This window comes from Pseudomonas resinovorans NBRC 106553 (genome assembly GCF_000412695.1).
Taxonomy (GTDB): Bacteria; Pseudomonadota; Gammaproteobacteria; order Pseudomonadales; family Pseudomonadaceae; genus Metapseudomonas; species Metapseudomonas resinovorans_A.
The window spans coordinates 1,317,563-1,335,851 of record NC_021499.1; the positions used below are offsets into that span (position 1 = coordinate 1,317,563).

The 18,289-nt window shown below is 66.9% G+C and carries 15 protein-coding genes; 6 read left to right on the forward strand and 9 right to left on the reverse strand.

The features are described 5' to 3' along the window. Positions 1 to 101: 101 nt before the first annotated feature. Entirely contained in the window at positions 102 to 314 is a 213-nt protein-coding gene (locus PCA10_RS06095) for a tautomerase family protein (protein WP_016491163.1), read from the forward strand. A 609-nt stretch (positions 315 to 923) separates the two neighbouring features. Here PCA10_RS06095 and PCA10_RS06100 read toward each other — a convergent pair. From PCA10_RS06100 to PCA10_RS06115, 4 genes are all read right to left on the reverse strand, one after another. Then, a complete protein-coding gene (locus tag PCA10_RS06100; protein ID WP_041770150.1) occupies positions 924 to 1,913 on the reverse strand; it encodes a 5'/3'-nucleotidase SurE in 990 nt (329 codons plus the stop codon). Positions 1,914 to 2,091: 178 nt separating this feature from the next. Further along, positions 2,092 to 3,441 carry a DUF1254 domain-containing protein gene (locus tag PCA10_RS06105; RefSeq protein WP_016491165.1) on the reverse strand — a complete coding sequence of 450 codons (1,350 nt, stop codon included), beginning with the start codon at positions 3,439 to 3,441 and terminating at the stop codon, positions 2,092 to 2,094. Positions 3,442 to 3,540: 99 nt separating this feature from the next. Beyond that, on the reverse strand, positions 3,541 to 4,923 hold the full coding sequence (locus PCA10_RS06110; protein ID WP_016491166.1) for a DUF1329 domain-containing protein: 1,383 nt from the start codon (positions 4,921 to 4,923) through the stop codon (positions 3,541 to 3,543). A 20-nt stretch (positions 4,924 to 4,943) separates the two neighbouring features. Further along, the gene (locus PCA10_RS06115) at positions 4,944 to 6,527 is read right to left on the reverse strand and encodes a DUF1302 domain-containing protein (protein ID WP_016491167.1); all 1,584 of its coding nucleotides are present in this window, start codon (positions 6,525 to 6,527) and stop codon (positions 4,944 to 4,946) included. A 238-nt stretch (positions 6,528 to 6,765) separates the two neighbouring features. Between PCA10_RS06115 and PCA10_RS06120 the strand changes: the two genes are divergently transcribed. Continuing rightward, a complete protein-coding gene (locus PCA10_RS06120) occupies positions 6,766 to 8,535 on the forward strand; it encodes an FAD-dependent oxidoreductase (RefSeq protein WP_016491168.1) in 1,770 nt (589 codons plus the stop codon). Next, a complete protein-coding gene (locus PCA10_RS06125) occupies positions 8,532 to 9,410 on the forward strand; it encodes an SDR family NAD(P)-dependent oxidoreductase (protein ID WP_016491169.1) in 879 nt (292 codons plus the stop codon). The genes PCA10_RS06120 and PCA10_RS06125 overlap by 4 nt, the downstream gene beginning before the upstream one ends. Positions 9,411 to 9,461: 51 nt before the next feature. Here the strand turns inward: PCA10_RS06125 and PCA10_RS06130 are convergent, their stop codons facing one another. Then, on the reverse strand, positions 9,462 to 10,421 hold the full coding sequence (locus PCA10_RS06130) for a GlxA family transcriptional regulator (protein ID WP_016491170.1): 960 nt from the start codon (positions 10,419 to 10,421) through the stop codon (positions 9,462 to 9,464). 97 nt (positions 10,422 to 10,518) lie between these two features. Between PCA10_RS06130 and PCA10_RS06135 the strand changes: the two genes are divergently transcribed. The 3 genes from PCA10_RS06135 (at position 10,519) to pbpG (ending at position 13,032) form a co-directional block, all read left to right on the forward strand. After that, positions 10,519 to 10,959 (forward strand): thioesterase family protein, encoded by a 441-nt coding sequence (locus tag PCA10_RS06135; protein ID WP_016491171.1) that lies wholly within the window; start codon positions 10,519 to 10,521, stop codon positions 10,957 to 10,959. A gap of 12 nt (positions 10,960 to 10,971) precedes the next feature. Continuing rightward, positions 10,972 to 11,358: a DUF488 domain-containing protein gene (locus PCA10_RS06140; RefSeq protein WP_016491172.1), complete on the forward strand. Its 387-nt coding sequence runs from the start codon at positions 10,972 to 10,974 to the stop codon at positions 11,356 to 11,358. Between the two features lie 726 nt (positions 11,359 to 12,084). Then, the gene (pbpG, locus tag PCA10_RS06150) at positions 12,085 to 13,032 is read left to right on the forward strand and encodes a D-alanyl-D-alanine endopeptidase (protein WP_016491173.1); all 948 of its coding nucleotides are present in this window, start codon (positions 12,085 to 12,087) and stop codon (positions 13,030 to 13,032) included. A gap of 61 nt (positions 13,033 to 13,093) precedes the next feature. Here pbpG and PCA10_RS06155 read toward each other — a convergent pair whose 3' ends face one another. From PCA10_RS06155 to PCA10_RS06170, 4 genes are all read right to left on the reverse strand, one after another. Continuing rightward, positions 13,094 to 14,353, reverse strand: a complete 1,260-nt coding sequence (locus tag PCA10_RS06155; protein WP_016491174.1) for an MFS transporter — start codon at positions 14,351 to 14,353, stop codon at positions 13,094 to 13,096. A gap of 49 nt (positions 14,354 to 14,402) precedes the next feature. After that, entirely contained in the window at positions 14,403 to 15,470 is a 1,068-nt protein-coding gene (locus tag PCA10_RS06160) for a sugar phosphate isomerase/epimerase family protein (RefSeq protein WP_016491175.1), read from the reverse strand. Positions 15,471 to 15,782: 312 nt separating this feature from the next. Continuing rightward, entirely contained in the window at positions 15,783 to 17,279 is a 1,497-nt protein-coding gene (gene pdxR, locus PCA10_RS06165) for a MocR-like pyridoxine biosynthesis transcription factor PdxR (protein WP_016491177.1), read from the reverse strand. A gap of 71 nt (positions 17,280 to 17,350) precedes the next feature. Further along, the gene (locus tag PCA10_RS06170; protein WP_016491178.1) at positions 17,351 to 18,277 is read right to left on the reverse strand and encodes a LysR family transcriptional regulator; all 927 of its coding nucleotides are present in this window, start codon (positions 18,275 to 18,277) and stop codon (positions 17,351 to 17,353) included. Positions 18,278 to 18,289 lie beyond the last annotated feature (12 nt).

The following is an 18,289-nucleotide window of genomic DNA, read 5'->3' on the forward strand; positions in this document are numbered from 1 at the left end:
AATGATGTGTGCGCCGGCGTATTTTTCCGCGCGGCGCAAGGCCCTAGATTGACCTCCACTTAGCTCCCTTCATGTCGAGGGGAGTACAGAGGAGAGTCGACATGCCCTTCGTCAGCGTGCGCATTACCCGCGATGGTGTCACCCGGGAGCAGAAAGCCCAGGTGATCGCCGAAATCACCGAGACCCTCGAGCGCGTTCTCAACAAGCGCCCGGAGCTGACCCACATCGTGATCGAGGAAGTCGACACCGATAATTGGGGGTATGCCGGGATGACTACCACCGAATATCGACGACAGCTTGCGGAGGAGAAGTAGCGGGCCCGGTTATCCGCCTGATAGGGGAGGGTGTGTTCGGCTCATTGCCGAGCGGGCTGCGGTTTTTTGTTTCGCCCTCCCGGGCGAGTCACTTCTGGCAGTCGTCGGGGTGCCGAACCACCCAGAAGTAACCAAGAGGGCTTGCCCCTGCATCCGGGTTTGGCTTCGCCAAACTCCCCTTGTTCCATCCTTGCTCCGGGGGCCCGCCGCGCAGGGCCATCCATGGCCCTGCGCGGCTCTCGCGGCATCCATGCCGCTCGTCCCCCTCCACAAGGATTCCACTCGGCCTCCTGAAGGGGCGCTCTGCGCGGCGTCATCTTCGCTGCTTCGTTTCAGTCCGGTATGGGCATCAGTTCGTAGCTCGTAACTTGTAGGATGGGTTGAGCAGAGCGATACCCATGCGGACAGGGCTGATGGGTATCGCTCTGCTCAACCCATCCTACGTTGCTTCCTTTGGGGCGACTGCCAAAGGGAGTCGCCTGGGAAGGCGAAACAGAAAGCCGAGAGCCACTCGGCAACGAACTGAGCAAAGCTGAATACCAGCCCACCGTTTTCCCGAAACCCCGCAAAAAAGCCCCCGATCCGGGGGCTTCTTCTTTCAGCCGAACGTCACGGCTTGAGGCCGTTCAGCATCAGCTTCGCTTGGGCCTGCACCAGGGGCGAGGCGGTGTAGTTGCCGTCGATGGGGGTGATCACCGCCTTGCCCAGGGAGAGCTGGTAGGCGTCGCCCTGTTTCTGCAGGGCGGTGGGTGCAGGCGGTGCGACCAGGTTCATGCGCACCACGCCATCGGCGCCTTGCTGCGGGGCGAAGACCACGTTGCCCCAGTCGCTGATGGGGGCGAAGGCCACGCCTTTCACCTCGCCCGACTCCAGCGCCGGGTAGTTGATGTTCAGCCCGGTAACCCCCGGCAGGCCGATCACGTTGATCTCGCAATGGGGCTTGGCCTTGCCGCGGCTCTTGGCGCACAGCTTGCGCGCCTGAGCGCCTACGGCTGCGGCGCGGTCGATCACGCGGACGGCGAAGCGTGCGGTGTCGTCCATGGCATTGAGGGTCTTCTGAGCGCCGGCCGCCGGGTTCTGGGCGATCAGTTGCAGGTCGATGGCGGTGGAGATGGCCACCGCCGGCACGCCCTTGAACATGGCGCGCACGGCTGCGTTCACCGTGCCGGACATCTGCGTCAGCGGGCCGACGTTGTCGCCGAAGTTGGTGCCGGAAACCACCAGGTCCGGGCGATTGTCCTTGAGCAGCAGGTCGAGGCCGACGTTCACCGCGTCCACCGGAGTACCGATGGCCGAGGTCTTGCCTGCCGGCGGGGTGTAGCCGGGGGGCGGGCCGACGCAGTACTTGTCCTGGGCCAGCTGGGTGATGGCGACCGCCTGGCCGGGCACCACCACGCTGGCGGCACCGATGCCGCTGCTGTCGTTCTGCGGGCCCACCAGGGTCACCTGGTGGCCGGCGGCGAGCAGGGCCTGGTAGACGGCGTCGATGCCGGGGGCGCGGCAGCCGTCGTCGTTGGTCAGGAGGATGTTCAGGGCACTGGCCTGCAGGGACAGGCCAAGGGCGGCCAGGCCGATACCGGCACGGAGCAGCATTGTCATTGTTGTTGTCCTTGTGGAAGTGAGGCTGTTAGGTAAAAGCCGACCTCGGGGTCGATGGGTGACGGGCGCTCGAGACGCCCGTTGCAACAACTGCCAGAGGGCTGCGGCCTTCCGGCATGCTCGTGAAGGTGAAGGGCGCCCAGGCGTGCGCGCCATTCCCCCGTGTCTGGTTGGCGCATCAATCCACCCGCCGCACGGGCGGCATCCTGAACGTGCCGGCGAGTACGTCCCGTGCGGGGATGTAGGCGCGCACGAAGAGCTGGAAGGGCTGGCCATCGGCGGGCGTCGGTAGCCAGTTGCCCGGCCGCTCCGCCGGTTGCTCCGGCTGGATGAACAGGTCGAGGCTGCCATCCGCGTTGGGCACAAGGCCGGTGCGGCTGCCCAGGTGGTGGCGGTTCAACGGGTTGGGGTAGAGAAACTGTCCGTCTTGCGCGGCGGTATAGAGACTGACCGACCAGAAGGCCTCGGACGGAACACCGCCCGCCGGCAGATGCAGGCGGTAGCGGCCGTCACCGCGCAGCGGTTGGCCGTGCTCGTCGCGCAGGGTGATCCAGTAGTTGGCCTCTTCGCGGCGCAGACCGAGCATGCCCATGCCGATGGCCAGGGCGTAGGCGCGCTGGGTGAAGTCCCGTTGCCGGTCGGTGCCCAGCAGGTTGCCGGGCGGGCTGTAGTCGATCCAGCCATTGGCCGCGCCCATCTTCAGGTAGGCCTGCATGAAGCCGGCCTGCAGCTTCGGCAGGGCGCCGCGCCAGGCCTGCTTCTGGGCTTCCGGCAGCGCCTCCCAGCTGCAAGCGCTGCCGCAGATACCCACGCGGGCGAAGCGTTCGAGCAGCGGCGCCTGGTCCGCTGGCGGCGGGTCGAGGGCGAGCATCTGGTTGACCACCTGCAGGTAGCGCTCGGCGTCATCGCGCAGGGGTTGCGGGCGAGTCGGGGCCGGTGCGGCCGCCTGTGCCAGGACGATGCGGAAGCCGTCCTGCACGCCGTGGGCCGCCGCCAGGTCGGCCTGGCCGTCCACCAGCACCCGCAGGTTCAGGTACAGGTCGTTGGTGGGCGCGCGCACCAGCCGGGTGCCGGCTGGCGCATCGCCCCTCCAGTCGGGCCCGACCAGCCAGAGCGCTTGCGCGGCGGTGCCGGTGGCGCGGGTGCCGGCGTAGAAGAAGGTGTTGCTGTAGAAATCGATCAGCGTCAGCACGTAGTAGCGCTTGCCGGTGTCCGGCGTATGCAGGGTGACGGGCCCGTTGGCCAGGTCGATCCAGGCGGTGGAGTAGAGCGCGTCGACGATCGGCGAGTTGGCCCAGCGATCGGCGGAGGTGGTGATGGCGCGGGAATGGGCGAAGCGGTTGACCTCGGTGGCGGTACGCGCGCCCGGGTCGTTGAGGGCGGTCCAGCGGTAGTCGGAAAGCTTGTAGAGCGGATAGCTGTAGTGGAAGGCCTCGCGGATCAGGTCCTGCTCCGTGTCGGCGGCCTGGGCCGTGACGCCCAGCAGGCAGAGCGAGAGGGCGAGTGCGGTGCGGCGAAGGGAGGGCATGCGGGGCTCCGGATCAGGGCATGGATCAGGTGGTGTCGAGGCGTCGCGGTTCGCGAAGAAGGCGCGTGCCAGCGACGGGCGCTGGCACGGCGGCTGTACTCAGCGGGTGCCGAGCTTGCGCAGGTAGCCGGGGGAGAACTCCTCCTGCGCCCACTGGCTGGCGTTGAGCAGCGCGGGTTTCTGCCCGTCGAGCAGGCGGTCCACCAGGTAGGAGCCGGCGATCAGGTCCTGGTAGATGCCCAGGCGCGCATGGAAGCGCTTGATGTCGTAGGCGTAGATCGAGGTCTGCATGTTGGTGCGCCACAGCTGGCCACGGGCGTCGTAGTTGTCCGCCATCACCGCCGCCCAGCTGTCCTCGTCTATGTACATCACGCGCTTGGCGTAGATATGCCGCGAGCCGGGTTTCAGCGTCGCCTCCAGGACCCACACGCGGTGCTTCTCGTAGCGCATCAGGTCCGGGTTCACGTGGCCGGTGGTGGCGAGGATCTGTTCGGTGGTGACCTTGGGTTCGTCGATCAGGTAGTTGTTGTACGGGATGTACAGCTCGCGCTTGCCGACGATCTTCCAGTCGTAGCGGTCAGGGGACCCGTTGAACAGGCGGTCCTCGTCGTAGGTGCGGAAGCCGCCGGCGCCGGTGGGGGAGTCGTAGCCCACGGTGGGCGCGCGGCGCACGCGGCGTTGGCCGGGCGCGTACTGCCAGGCCTGGCGTGGCTGGCTGAAGGCGTTGATGAACTCCTGGCCGGCGACGATCTCGCCTTTCTTACGCACCGGTTCCAGGTTGGTGATCATGAAGTTGGAAAGGATGCCGGCGGAGTCGCCGAGGGTCCGCGCCGGGTCCGACCAGACCGAGAAGATCTTGTAGTTGACCTTGTCGATGGTGCGGTTGCCGTCCGGGTAGATCACCGCCTGTATGTAGTTGGCCTCCTCGGTGCGTGCGCGGCCCTGCATGGTGTGGTTGAACAGCAACTCGGCACCGTTCTGCGGGATCGGGAAGGGCGAGGCGCCCCAGGCGTTGTGGGCTTCGTTGCCGCCACCGGCCAGTTCGGCGGTGGTGGCGTTCTTGCGGATGAACTCCTCGGTCACCTCATCGACGCGGAAATCGCGGTGGCTCGGATACACCGGGATCCGGAAGGTTTTCCCGTAGCGCTTGAGCAGTGCCTTCTGGCCGTCGCTGAGGTTGTCGGCGTACTGCTCCATGTTTTCCGCGGTAATGGTGAACAGCGGCTTTTCATCGGCATAGGGGTCCGGGTAGGGCGTGCCGGCGCCGGCGAACTTCACATGGGGCGGGGTGCCGCTCCACTTGCCGCTCCAGGCGGGGATGCTGCCGTCGGCGTTGCCGGCCTTTTCGGCGCCCAGCGGGGTGAGGTCCTGGCCGAGGCGGGCGAGTTCTGCGTCGCTGATCTTGGCCTGGGCCACCAGGCAGCTGCCGAGCAGGGCGATGGCCAATGCCGAACGCATCAGGTTGGGCTTGATCGTGTTCATGCGAAATTCCTCCAGCGTGCTCAGAAGCGGTACTTGAAGTTGAGGGCGACGTTGTCGCGGTCGGCCAAGGGGCTGTTGTTGGCGTTGCCGAGATAGGCGTTGTAGAGGGTCTCGACGGTGAAGTTGTTGAGGTAGCGCCAGGTGGTGCCGACGCTCATGCGGTTGTCGTGGGCGCCGTTGGCGATCAGGCCGTTGATGGCGCTGTCGCCATGGGCGGCGACGCTCAGGGTGAGGGGTACGGACATGTCCCAGCCGTCGAACACGTTGTTGTAGTCGAGGGTCGCCTGGGCGGTGAAACCCCAGGCGTCGCGGTCGTAGACCAGGCTGTCGGTGCCGGGCAGGGTGAAGCCGGGGAACAGGGTGACCGGCTCGGAGGCGTCGTTGTCGAGGACGTGGAGGTAGACCACCTCGCCCACCAGGGTCAGGTTGTCGGTGAAGCCGGTGGGGCCCACCACGTGCACCACGGACAACTGGGATTGCAGGGTCTCGGCGCGCACCGAGCTGGAGAAGCCGTTGTCCACCATCACCGGCTGGCCATCGCGGTAGCTGACCTCGCCGGCGATGCTGGTTTCGCCGAGCACGGTGGCGAAGCTCGCGCCGTACTGGTCGATGTTGTCGAAGTAGCGGACGCGGTAGAAGCCGAGGTCGCTCTGGAAGTCCAGGGTCGGGGCCTTGTCGTGGTAGCGCGAGTAGTACAGGCCGAACTCGGTGCCGTTGAGCAGGTCCGACGCGTAGGTCAGCGCCACGCCGTACTGGCCGCTGTCGCTGGGCTTGTCATCGGCCAGGCGGCGCACGGTGCCGCTGAAGTCGTTGAAGCCGCCTTCGTCGATCAGGTCGGTGGTGGAGAAGTAGCTGCCGACGCCGAACAGCTCGGTCTTGTCCCACTCGTATTGCACGTAGGTCTGCAGGTTGAGGCTTTCGGTCAGGTTGTACTGGGCGAACACCTGGCCCACCGGCAGCAGGATCTCCTTGACCTCCACACCCGGAGTGGTCGCCTTGGTCGCGTCCACCGGGCTCTGCGCGGCGGAAATGCCCGGGTAGAACATGCTCTCGCCCCAGCTCACCACCTGGTCGCCGACCCGCAGGTTGAGGCTGCGGTCGGCGACGGTCCAGTTGCCGTAGGCGTAGGCGTCGAGCAGGCGCAGGTCTTCGCGATGCTGGTCGATGGTGTCCTGGGGGAAGCGGTCGGGCCGCGAGCAGTGGCCGCCGGCGAAGCAGTTGGAGGTGCCGGTGCCGTTGTCGTTGCCCTGGTCGTAGACGTTGTCGTAGTAGCCGGCGCCGCGCACGAAGACGCCGTAGTCCTCACGCCACTTCAGGTTGGCCTCGCTGACGAAGCCGATGCGGTTGTTGATCAGGCTGCCCTTGTCGAAGGCGTTGTTGCCATCGTTGCCGTTGGCATCGGCCACCAGCTTGTGGTCGCGATCCTCGACACGCCAGGCCAGGCTGTAGCTGAGGGTCGTATCCCAGTCGATGGTCAGGTCGGGGGTGGGCGTGAAACTCATGGCCTGGCTCTGCGTGGCCAGCCCGCCCAGCAGGCCCACGAAGGCGAGGTGAATGGCTCTCTCGAGTGATTGTTCAGTGTTGCCGCTTCTTATTTTTATCATCGGTTCCCTCTCCGGGGCGTTGTGGCGCAGCCGCACGCGGACCACACCTGAGGTGTTCGTTGAATGAGGCGGCCTGACTATGTGGTCACCGGCAGCGGTCAACATCGTCCGAAAAGACTAAGCGGCTCGGACGGCCGGAACGCTCGCCGGCGCTAGTCCCAACGGACGATGCCGGTGGCGCTCGGGGCTGCCGAGAATCCGGCTGGATTGCGCATTCAGAACAACAAGGAGCGATCCAATGAGCGCGAACGGCCTGCAATGGGATGAGAGCTGCGACGTACTGGTGGTGGGTTCCGGAGCCGGCGCCATGACCGCCGCCCTGCGTGCCCGCGACCTGGGCTCCGAGGTGCTGGTGGTGGAGAAGAGCGACCGCTACGGCGGTACCTCGGCGGTGTCCGGCGGCGGTATCTGGGTTCCCTGCAACCACCGCATCGAGGCCCTTGGCGGGCATGATTCGGCCGAGGAGGCCATCGCCTACATCCGCGCGGTGACCCGGGGCGAAATCGACGACGGCCGCATCGAGGCCTACGTCGAGCAGGGCCATCGGGTGGTGCGTTACCTGGAGCAATGTTCCCGGGTGCGCTTCGAGGCGCAGCCGCGTTACGCGGACTACTACCCGGAAGTGCCTGGCGGCAAGCCGGGCTTCCGTTCCATGGACCCGCTGCCGTTCGACGCGCGCCTGCTGGGCGATGAATTCGCGCGGATGCGCGAGCCGTCGCCCGGCACCCTGATGATGGGGCGGATGACCATGACCATGGCCGAGGCCCAGGTGCTCCTCTGCCGTGGCCCCGGTTGGCTGGGGCTGACCCTGAAGATTCTCTGGCGCTACTGGCGCGACCTGCCCGGTCGCCTGCGCAGCCGGCGCGACCGTTTCCTCACCCTGGGCAATGCCCTGGTGGGGGCGCTGCGCCGCTCGCTGATGGAACGGGATGTGCCGCTCTGGCTGAACTGCCAGCTGCAGCGCCTGATCGAGGAAGACGGCCGGGTGGTGGGTGCCGAACTGCTGCGCGAAGGGCGCACGTTGCGGGTCCGCGCCCGCCGAGGCGTGGTGCTGGGCGCTGGTGGTTTCGAGCGTAACCAGGCCATGCGCAGCCAGTACCATCCACAGCCGTCGCGCAGCGACTGGAGCGCCACACCGCCCTTCAACACCGGCGACGCCATCCGCGCCGGCCAGGCCCTCGGCGCCGCCACCGCGTTGATGGACCACAGCTGGTGGGCGCCGACCACCCATGTGCAAGGCGAGGAGAAGCAACGCGCGCTGTTCGTCGAACGCACGCTGCCCGGCTGCATCATGGTGAACTCGATTGGCGAGCGCTTCGTCAACGAGGCGGCGCCCTACACCGATATCGTCTACGCCATGTACGACAACAACCGCGAGGGCGCCAGCAGCGTGCCCTGCTGGCTGGTGTTCGACGCCGAGTTCCGCCGCAAGTACCCCTGCGGCGCACTGCTGCCCGGCTATGCCATGCCCGACAGCCGCTTGCCCGCGCGTCTGCATGGCTACTTCCACAAGGCCGACAGCCTGCTGGAGCTGGCCGGTCGGATAGGCGTCGACCCGGCCGGGCTGCTGCGCACCGTCGAGCGCTTCAACCTCATGGCCGAAGCTGGCCGGGACGAGGATTTCCACAAGGGCGAGTCGCTCTTCGACCGCTACTACGGCGACCCTACCGTGACGCCCAACCCCTGTCTGGCGCCGTTGCTCAAGGCACCCTTCTACGCGGTGAAGGTGGACGCCGGGGACATCGGCACCAAGGGTGGCCTGCTCACCGATGTGCATGCCCGCGTATTGCGGGAAGACGGCAGCCCCATCGCCGGCCTCTACGCCATCGGCAACAGCGCCGCCTCGATGATGGGCCGCACCTATCCGGGGGCGGGTTCCACCATCGGCCCGGCCATGGTGTTCGGCTTCCTCGCCGCTGGGCATATCCACGCTGAGAAGTCCGGCGCCGATGGTGCGCATGACTCTGCCGGACGACGTGCGCAACCCCTCTCAAGGAGCATCCCATGACAACCCGTAATCCCCGTATCGCCCTGGTCACCGGCGCCAGTCGCGGCGTCGGCAAGGGCATCGCCATCGCCCTGGGCGCCGCCGGCATGACCGTCTACCTCAGCGGCCGTTCCAGCACCGAGAGTGCCAGCCGACTGCGTGGGCAATTGCTGCCGGGCAGTCTCGCGGAAACCGCCGAAGCGGTGACCTGCGCTGGCGGAAAGGGCATCGCCGTGCCCTGTGACCATCGAGATGATGAGCAGGTGCGCGAACTCTTCGCCCGCATCGAGCGTGAGCAAGGGCGTCTCGACCTGCTGGTGAACAACGCCGCCTTCCTCCACGAGAACCTGATCGATCCGGGGCCTTTCTGGGAGAAACCCCTGGAGCTGGTGGACATCCTCGATGTCGGCCTGCGCTCGGCCTATGTCGCCAGCTACCATGCGGCGCCGCTGCTGGTGCGCAATGGCCAGGGCCTGATCGCCTTCGTCTCGTCCTACGGGGCCGGCTGTTACATGCACGGCCCGGCCTACGGCGCGCAGAAAGCGGGTGTGGATAAGTTCGCGGCGGACATGGCGGTGGATCTCGAAGGCACGGGCGTCAGCGCGGTGTCGTTGTGGCTGGGGCCGCAGCGTACCGAGCGCACGGCCATTGCCGGAGCGGAACGGGCCGACCAGTACGAGGCCTTCCTGGCCATGGCGGAAACCCCGGAATTCAACGGCCGGGTGATCCACGCCCTGTTGGACGATCCGCAGTTGTCCACGCTATCCGGGCAGACGTTGGTGACCGCCGAGCTGGCCGAGGGCTACGGCATCAGCGAAGCCGAAGGCCGCCAGCCGCCAAGCTACCGCGAGATGCTCGGCGCACCTCGGCAGCAACACCCGGCGCGGGTGATCTGAGGCAGCCCGGATGAAATCCGGGGAGAACCCTCGGCAATGGCGCTGGACGGCTCAGCCCGCGCGCAGCTCGCGAATGCCCTTGCCCAGGCGCTTGCGCAACAGGGTGCGCAGGGTCACGCCGTCGGCGTAGCCCACCTCGGTGGCGATCTGCTCGACGCTGCGGTCGCCGGTTTTCAACAGGTGCACGGCACGCTCGATGCGCAGGTCCTGGACGTAGGCCAGCGGTGTCTTGCCCAGTACTTCATGGATACGCCGGGCCAGGGTGCGCTTGCTGGTGGCCAGCTCGGCCGCCGCCGCGTCCAGGTTGAAGCCCTCGGCCAGGCGTTCGCGAACCCAGCGGTCGAAGCGCTGCACCAGCGGGTCGGCATGGGCCAGGTGATCGGACAGGGCGTAGGCCGATTGCGAGGGGCGCGCGTCGACTATCAGGTAGCGCGCCACCAGCGCGGCCAGTTCCGGACTGGTCTGGCGGATCAGCCAGAGGGTCAGGTCCAGGTGACTCAAGGCAGCGCCGGCGGTCACCAGCTGCCCAGCGCTGACAATCATGCGCCCGGCATCCAGCCGCACCTGTGGATAACGCTGCCGGAACAGCGGCGTCAGCCACCAGGTGGTGGTGGCTTCGTGGCCATCGAGCAGGCCGCTCTCGGCCAACACGAAGGTGCCGATGCAGGCGGCGGCGATGCGTGCGCCGTCCTCCGCCCAGCCGCGCAGGGCGATGACGGCGTCGGCCACGTCCGGGCGGGCCAGGGCCTGCTGCAACGGCTCGGGCATCTTGTAGCCCATGGCGGGCACTATCACCCAGTCCGGCGTCGGGCAGTCCGCCAGCGGGCGCACCGGCACGCCGAAACCCTGGGCGCTGCGCACCTCAAGGCGGACACCGGCCAGGGTCACCTCGAACCGAGGGCAGGGCAGGCCGTGCAAGGCGGCCAGCTCGTTGGCGGTGGCCAGGGCGTCGAGCACGGCGGCCAGGCCGGTATCGAACACCCCTTCGAGGGCTAGGACGGTGAGCTTCATGGCGAGATCGCTACCAAAGTTGTCAATCGCGCCAGTATTGCAAAGGCCACGGCGGCCATACAGTGAGCCTCACCCCCCCTTGCCCCGGAGACGCCTCATGTACCAGAAGACCCTTATCGCCGGATGGGGCGACATGGACTTCAACTCCCATATGCGCAACACCGCCTACCTCGACAAGTCCGCCGACGTGCGCATGCTGTATTTCTCCGAGAACGGCTTCCCCATGTCGGAGTTCCGCCGCCTGCGCCTGGGGCCGGTGGTGATGAAGGACGAGATCGAGTACCTGCGCGAGATCAATCTGCTCGAGGAGATCGACATTGGCTTCTGCCTGGCCGGCATGTCCGAGGACGGCAGCCGCATGCTGCTGCGCAATGAGTTCCGCCGGGGCGACAGGCTGGCTGCGCGGGTCACCTCCACCGTCGGCTGGTTCGACCTGGAACAGCGCAAGCTGGTGGCGCCACCGCCGGCCCTGCTGCAAGCGCTCCAGGCGCTGGAAAAAGGCGAGGATTTCCGCGAGCTGCCGGGCAGCGCACGCTGAGGAGGAGGAAGGATGAGCATCAGCATCGTTCGACTGGGTACGCCACGCGCGGCCGACGAAGGCCCGCGCATCGGTACCGTGCGGCGCCCGCCACGGGGTGTGCCCAAGGCCGAGTTCGCCAGTCGCGACTACTACGACACCTGGCTGCCGCTGCTGGCGCCCAGCGCCGAGCTGATGGCCGGGGGCAAGACGGCCGAAAGCGAGTCCGACTGGGCGCGCTTCGCCAAGCGCTACCGTGCGGAGATCGAGGGTGGGGAGGGAGGTCGGGTGCTGGACATGCTGGCGCTGCTGTCCGCCACCAGCCATTTTGCGGTGGGCTGCTACTGCGAGGACGAGGCGCGCTGCCATCGCTCGGTGTTGCGGAAGATGCTGGAAGAACGAGGCGCTGTGTTGCGCTGAGGAGTGGGGACCGTAGGATGGGTCGAGCGGAGCGATACCCATCAGCTCTTCTGGCTCAAGGGCCGTAGGATGGGTTGAGCGAAGCGATACCCATCGGCGAAGCCCGGATGGACGCCGGCGGTGAGGCTGGAGCTCAGTTCATTGCCGAGTGGACTTCGGGTTTCTGTTTCGCCCTCCCGGGCGACTCCCTTTGGCAGTCGTCGGAATGCCGCACCACCCAAAGGAAGCAAAACGCTTGCCCCTGCATCCGGAACTCGGCGTCCCCGTTTGCCTTCGCCAAACTCCCCTCATTCCATCGCTGTTCCAGGGGCACGGCGCGAGGGGCCATCCATGGCCCCGCGCGCCTCTCGCGGCATCCATGCCGCTCAACCCCTTCCACAGCGATTCCACTCGGCCTCCTGAAGGGGCGCGTTGCGCGGCGTCATCTTCGTTGCTTCGTTTCAGGCCGGTGCGGGCACCACTTTGTAGGATGGGTTGAGGTACGAAACCCATGCGGACCGCGATTGATGGGTATCGCAAGCTCAACCCATCCTACGTTGGCGCCCCCGTGTTTACCGGCGCGATTCCCCACTCATTTGCCTCTGGAAGTCATTCGACCAAAGGCGCAAAATCGCGCCCCGTCGACGGAAGGTGCTGAATAACCCCGCACCTTCGTTTCTATACTTGGCTGATATCTTCCAAGTATTTCGTGGCTTTTCTCTTCCTATTCCCATCACTGGACGCATCGTGAATATTCGCAGTTCGATCGCCAAGCTGTTCGTCGTTGGTTCCTGCCTGTTGGTTCTTGCAGGCTCCCCAGTCCAGGCCCAGGAGGCGCCGCCGCCGGTTCGTGATCCGGCGCAGCTGCATCTGGCTTCCGGCAGCGTGCTGCTGCTGGACCTCAACTCCGACAAGATTCTCTATTCGCGCAATTCCAACCTGGTTGCCCCCATCGCCTCGGTGACCAAACTGATGACCGCCATGGTGGTGCTGGACGCCAAGCAGTCGATGGACGAGATCATCAGCGTGACCATCCGCGACAACCCCGACATGAAGGGGGTGTATTCGCGGGTGCGCGTCGGTAGCCAGGTGAATCGCCACGACATGCTGCTGATGACCCTGATGTCCTCCGAGAACCGCGCCGCCACTGCCCTGGCCCACAACTATCCGGGCGGCTACCCGGCCTTCATCAAGGCGATGAACGCCAAGGCCCGTGCCCTCGGCATGAGCAGCACCCGCTACGTCGAACCCACCGGCCTGTCGCTGCACAACGTGTCCAGCGCCCACGACCTGGTGCTGCTGCTCAAGGAAGCGCGCAAGTACCCCATGCTGAGCCAGCTCAGCACCACCCCGGAAAAGACCATCACCTTCGTCAAGCCGCGCTACAGCCTGGGCTTCCGCAACACCAACAACCTGGTGCGCAAGGCCGACTGGAGTATCCAGCTGACCAAGACCGGCTTTACCGACGAGGCCGGCCACTGCCTGGTGATGCTCACCCGCATGAACGGCCGCCCGGTGGCCATGGTGCTGCTGGATGCCTTCGGCAAGTACACCCACGTGGCCGACGCCACCCGCATGCGCCGCTGGCTGGAAACCGGCAAGAGTGGTCCGGTACCGGCGGCGGCGAAGAACTACCGCCAGTACAAGGACAGCCAGCTGCGCCAGGCCACGGTGCAGACCGAGGTGAAGAACTGAGGTTCTTCGCCACCATGAAAAAAGCCAGCCGCGAGGCTGGCTTTTTCGTTTCCGGCGGCCGTCAGGCCAGGGCTTCGTTCGTGGTGCGGGTGACGCGCTTGTGCACAGCTCGGTGGAGCAGGCTGGAGACGAGGAAGCCGATCACCGCCAGCACGCTCATCAGGCTGAACACGTAGGTGTAGCCCTGTTCGCCCGGGAAGTGGTCGAGCAGCGCGCCGTAGACGATGTAGGCGAACATGCCGGGGGCGTAGCCGATCAGGCAGCCGATACCGAAGGCGGAGCCGGTGATGCGTGCCGGGATGCCCACTTCGCTCATGGGGGCCCAGAACACGCCGCGCATGGTGAACACCACCAGGGCGAAGCTCAGGGTTGCGGCCATGCCGGCATAGATGTAGCTCTCGCCGCGGGGAATGCTGAGGATCACCGCCATCAGCGGCAACAGCGCGAGGAAGGCCCACTTCAGGTAGCGGCTGGGGCTCTTCAGGCCCTTGTCGGCCATGAAGCCGCCGGCCGGCCCGCCCAGCACCTTGAGGAAGTACTGGTTGATGATGCCGTAGGCGCCGACCAGGGCGACCGGCAGGTGGTACATCTCCTTCAGGTAGGGGATGAAGTAGGTCAGGCCGCAATAGACGATGTAGACCATGAACACGTTCAGGCTCACCAGCCAGATGCCCGGCACGCGCACCGCCTCCAGCAGGCCCGAGAAGCCCACGGGGTCACGGGCGGCGTTGTCCTGGCGGGCGCCGCGCAGGAGGAGCAGGGTGAGCAGGCCGACACCGATGTCGATCACGGAGTAGAACAGGATCGCGCCCTTCAGCCCGGCGGCGCCGGAGCCCAGGACGACGAACACGCCGAGGGCGGCGAACGCCACCAGGGTATCCACCACGCCACGGCCACCTTCGAGGAAGCCGAACATGCGCCCCTGTTCGCCGTCTTCACCGAGGTTGCGCACGGCCTTGAGCAGCGACGGCCAGAACAGGCAGTCGGCGCACACCGCCAGCAGGGCGAAGACGATGAGCAACTGGTTGAAGCCGGGGAAGCTGGCCAGGTACAGGCCCAGGGCGCCGGTGCCGATCAGCCCGAGGGGGATCAGCTTGCGGGTTTCGAAGCGGTCGGCGAGCAGGCCGCCCACCACGAACAGGGCGGTGGCCACGATGGCGTTGACGCTGAGCAGGGTGCCGATTTCGGTATGGCTCAGCCCCATCTGCTCCTGCATCGGGATGTAGAAGGCGTCCTTGAGGTTGGACAGTTTGTAGATGGTCCCGCCGCCGAGGACGAGGACCAGGAAACGGAGCCACTTGGCTTTAGCCTGTGCTGTCATTGTTGTTCTCCACAGTTTCCGGGGTAGGGGGAGCCGTCGGGACGGCCGCTCAGGTGCGTTCGCTGTCGGCCAGGGCCAGTTCGGCCAGCAGGCGCAGCTCGGCCAGCAGGCCGCGCATATGGCGCACCTGGTTGTTGGCCCAGCGGTGCTCGTCGGCCAGCATCCGCTCCAGGCTGTAGCCCGGCGGCAGCGGCGTTTCGCTCATCTCGCGGTAGGGAATGAAGGGATCTTCGTCTTCGCCCACCTGGCGGAAGGCCGGGGCGATGTAGTGGTTTTCCTGCTCCAGGATGAAGGCCACCACCTGGGGCGTGGTTTCGCCCAGCAACAGCAGTTCGAGCAGCATGCGCGCGCCGGGCAACTGGTCATCAAGGCTGCCCTGGAGTACGCCGTAGTGGCCGAAGCCATTCTGCTCGGGCACCACCCGCACGCCCTTGAGGTGAACCTGGCGGATGAACGGCGCGAGATTGGCCAGGGCCGGCAACGGCTGTTCGCAGGCGTTGATCATGTTGCCGAAGTCGAACAGGGCGTTCAGGCGCGGGTGTCCGACACGGCGCAGCAGGGTGGCGATCTCGTCGCTCTTGAGCTCCTCGTGCTGCTCGAAATCGAAGTTCAGGTCGTGTTCGTCGGCCAGCTGTGCCAGGCGCCGCAGGTCGTCCTCGATCAGGCCCATCACCCGCGACAGGTGGCCCTCGTAGCGCGAATAGACGCGGATGTTGCGGCTGCCGATGGCGCGGGCCACGGCCACCGCCTGGTCGACGTCGGCTGGCAGGGTGCTGCTGATCTCCACGTGGACGTCCAGCCCCAGGTCGCGGGCCTTGGCGCCGAAGGCGGCGAGGCGCTCGGGGGACATCCGCGAGAGGCTGTCGTGCTCGCCATCCAGCAGGTGCAGGGACAGGCCGTCGAGTTCGTGGCGATAGGCGAAGTCGAGCATGTCCTCGGGGCTGACGCGGCCCTGGGTGAGGTTGGTCAGCAGGGGATAGCCGTGGGCGAACAGGCGCAGGCTGTCGAGGCGCTGCAGCAGGCGGCGGGCGAGTTCGGGGGTGAGCGGCGGGGGCGTGGAGTCGGCCCCGGCGTTGTGGCTCAGCAAGGCGGCGAATCGGGCTTGGATAGCATTCATTATTGTCATTCCTGATAGCGGCGCCGGGGTGGCCGGCGGACTCTTTATCGCTCCGGAATGGTTCTATCTCTATAGCCATTTTCCTTTTGTTGTTATGACCACTTTGGTGGTGCGCAGAACCTGTTTACGCTCTCGCGAGCTAGAGCCATGCAAGGCAAAAACAGGCGAGGAAGCGGAGTTTACGAGCTGTAAATGAGCATTACTCGTTTCACTCGCCCTTCGGGCCGCGCTGAAGCGCGTTAGCCGCGAGCGGCTTGCCGAGCCTGTTTTTAACGCCGCAGGGCCGACGCGCAGCAGAGCGTAAATAGGTTCTCAGCGTAGGTAGCCGAGTGAGCGCAGGGCGCTGGCGAATTCCTGTACGCGCTGCTCCGCCTGCTCCTCCGGGGTGGCGGCGAAACCCAGCAAGAGGCCGGGCGGCAGGTAGCGGCGGATGCAGTAGTCGCGCAGGGCGTAGGTGTAGACCTGGTGCTCGGCGAGCCCGCGCGCCAGGGCGTCGTCGTCCACGGCCTGGTCCAGCCAGCCCATCAGGTGCAGGCCGGCTTCCACCGGAGCCACCCTGAGGAACCCACCCAGATGGCGCTGCAGCGATTCCACCAGGCTGGCCTGGCGCGCCTGGTAGAGCGTGCGCATGCGGCGGATGTGGCCGAGGAAGTGGCCGTCCTGCATGAAGTCGGCGGTGGTGGCCTGGTGCAGGGTGGAGGGGCTGCGGTCCATCACCGCGCGGATCGCGCAGAAGGGTTCGACCAGCGCCTCGGGGAGGATCACGTAGCCCAGGCGCAACGAGGGGTAGAGCACCTTGCTGAAGGTGCCCACGTAGATGACCTTCTGCCACGGGTCCATGGCGTGGAGCGCCGGCAGCGGGCGGCCGACATAGCGGAACTCGCTGTCGCAGTCGTCCTCGACTATCCAGCCCTGGCCACGGCCGGCCCAGTCGATCAGTTCCTGGCGGCGTGCGTAGCTCATGGTGGTGCCCAGCGGGTGCTGGCGTGAGGGCGTGGTGAAGGCCAGGCGCGCCTCCGGGCATTCGCGCAGGCCTTGCTGCACGTCCAGCCCCTGGTCGTCGATGCGCAGGGGCACCAGCTGGCAACCGAGGGCCTGGAAGGCGATGCGCGCGGCGATGTGGCCGGGGTCCTCCATCCACACGCTGTCGCCGGGGTTGAGCAGCAGCATGCCCAGCAGGTTGAAGGCCTGCTGCGCGCCGGAGGTGATCACCACCTGGTCCGGGCTGCAGTCGATGCCGCGCGCATCGAAGACGTATTCGACTATGGATTCGCGCAGGCGCTGCAGTCCCTTCAGTTCGCCGTAGCCCAGTTGCGCCTTGTTCGGCTTGCGCAGGTGGCGGTCGACCAGGCGCTTCCACACCGGCATGGGGAAGGCGTCGTAGGCCGGGTGGCTGGGCAGGAAGGAGGTGGGGCAGTCCGCCGCCCAGGCGTCGTAGGACACCCCGCCGAAGTGTTCGCTGCGCAGGGAGTGCACCGCCTGGCTCAGGCTCGACAGGCGCGGTGGCTTGCGCGGGGCGTCGGCGGCGGCGTCGCGGCCTTCCCACTCATCGCTGACGTAGGTGCCGGCGCCGGTGCGTGGCGCCAGGAAGCCTTCGGCGGTGAGCTGGTCGAAGGCGTTCAGCAGGGTGATGCGCGACAGCGCCAGTTCCTTGCACAGGGTCCGCGTGGAGGGCAGGCGGGTACCGCCGGGCAGGCGCCCTTCGAGGATCTGCTTGCGTACCTGCAGGTAGAGCTGACGATACAGCGGTATCGCGCTGGAGCGGTCCAGCGCGATGCCGGAGAGCAACATGCCGCCGGGGATCTTCATTCGGTTCCTGCCTTGTGCACAGCGTGCGATGGGCGCCTATTGTGCTCGCCCGTGCCTGGCGCGGGGAGGGCTCAGGGAGTGCCGGTGAGGCGTTGCGCCAGTCGTTGCCGGATCGCTTCGGCCTGTTCGCGGAACAGCTCCACCGCCGTGTCCACCAGGCTGGAGGCCGGGCGGAATTCGGGGCGGATCAGTTGTACCCGAAAGGGCACCGAGACGGCGAGGCGGCGCATCTCCAGGCCCCGTCCGGCCTCGTCGAGGGCGCTCAGCGGGTTGACGATGGCCAGGCCCAGGCCCTGGCGCACCATGGCGCAGACCGAGGCGGCGGTACTGGTTTCCACCACCAGGCGGCGGCTCACCGCGGCGCTGGCGAAGTGCGCATCCAGGCTCTGGCGATAGATGTCCAGGCCCGAGAGGCTGATGAAGGGCTGGTCATGGAAGTCCGCCAGCGCCAGCACCGGCTTGTGCAGCAGGGGGTGGTTGGCGGGGAGGATGCAGACCATGTCGGCGGCCAGCAGGGTGCTGCCCTGGGTGCCGCGCGGCACCAGCTCGGTTTCCGACAGGCCGAGGTCGTGGCGCTGGCCGCTCAGGGATTCCTCCAGCAGCGGGGACTCCTGCGCGGCGATGCTCAGGCTGACGCCGGGGTGAAGTGCCTGCAGCGCCTGGGCGAAGGCCGGCAGCAAGGTCTGGGCGAACACCGGCAGGCCGGTGATGGCCAACTGGCCCTGGTCGAAGCGGCGGATGGCCTGGGCCGCGCCGACGATGCGTTCCAGCCCCGCATAGGAACGCTGCACCTCGTCGTACAGCGCCAGCCCCTGGGCGGTGGGGGCCAGGCGACCACCCTCGCGGTCGAACAGGCGGAAGCCCAGCAGGTGCTCGAAGCGCGCCAGCTCGCGGCTCACCGTGGGCTGCGAGGTGAACAGCAGGCGCGCGGCGCCGGTGACGCTGCCGGCGGTCATCACGGCGCGGAAGACTTCGATATGGCGGATGGAGAGGTCCATGGCGAGCTCGGG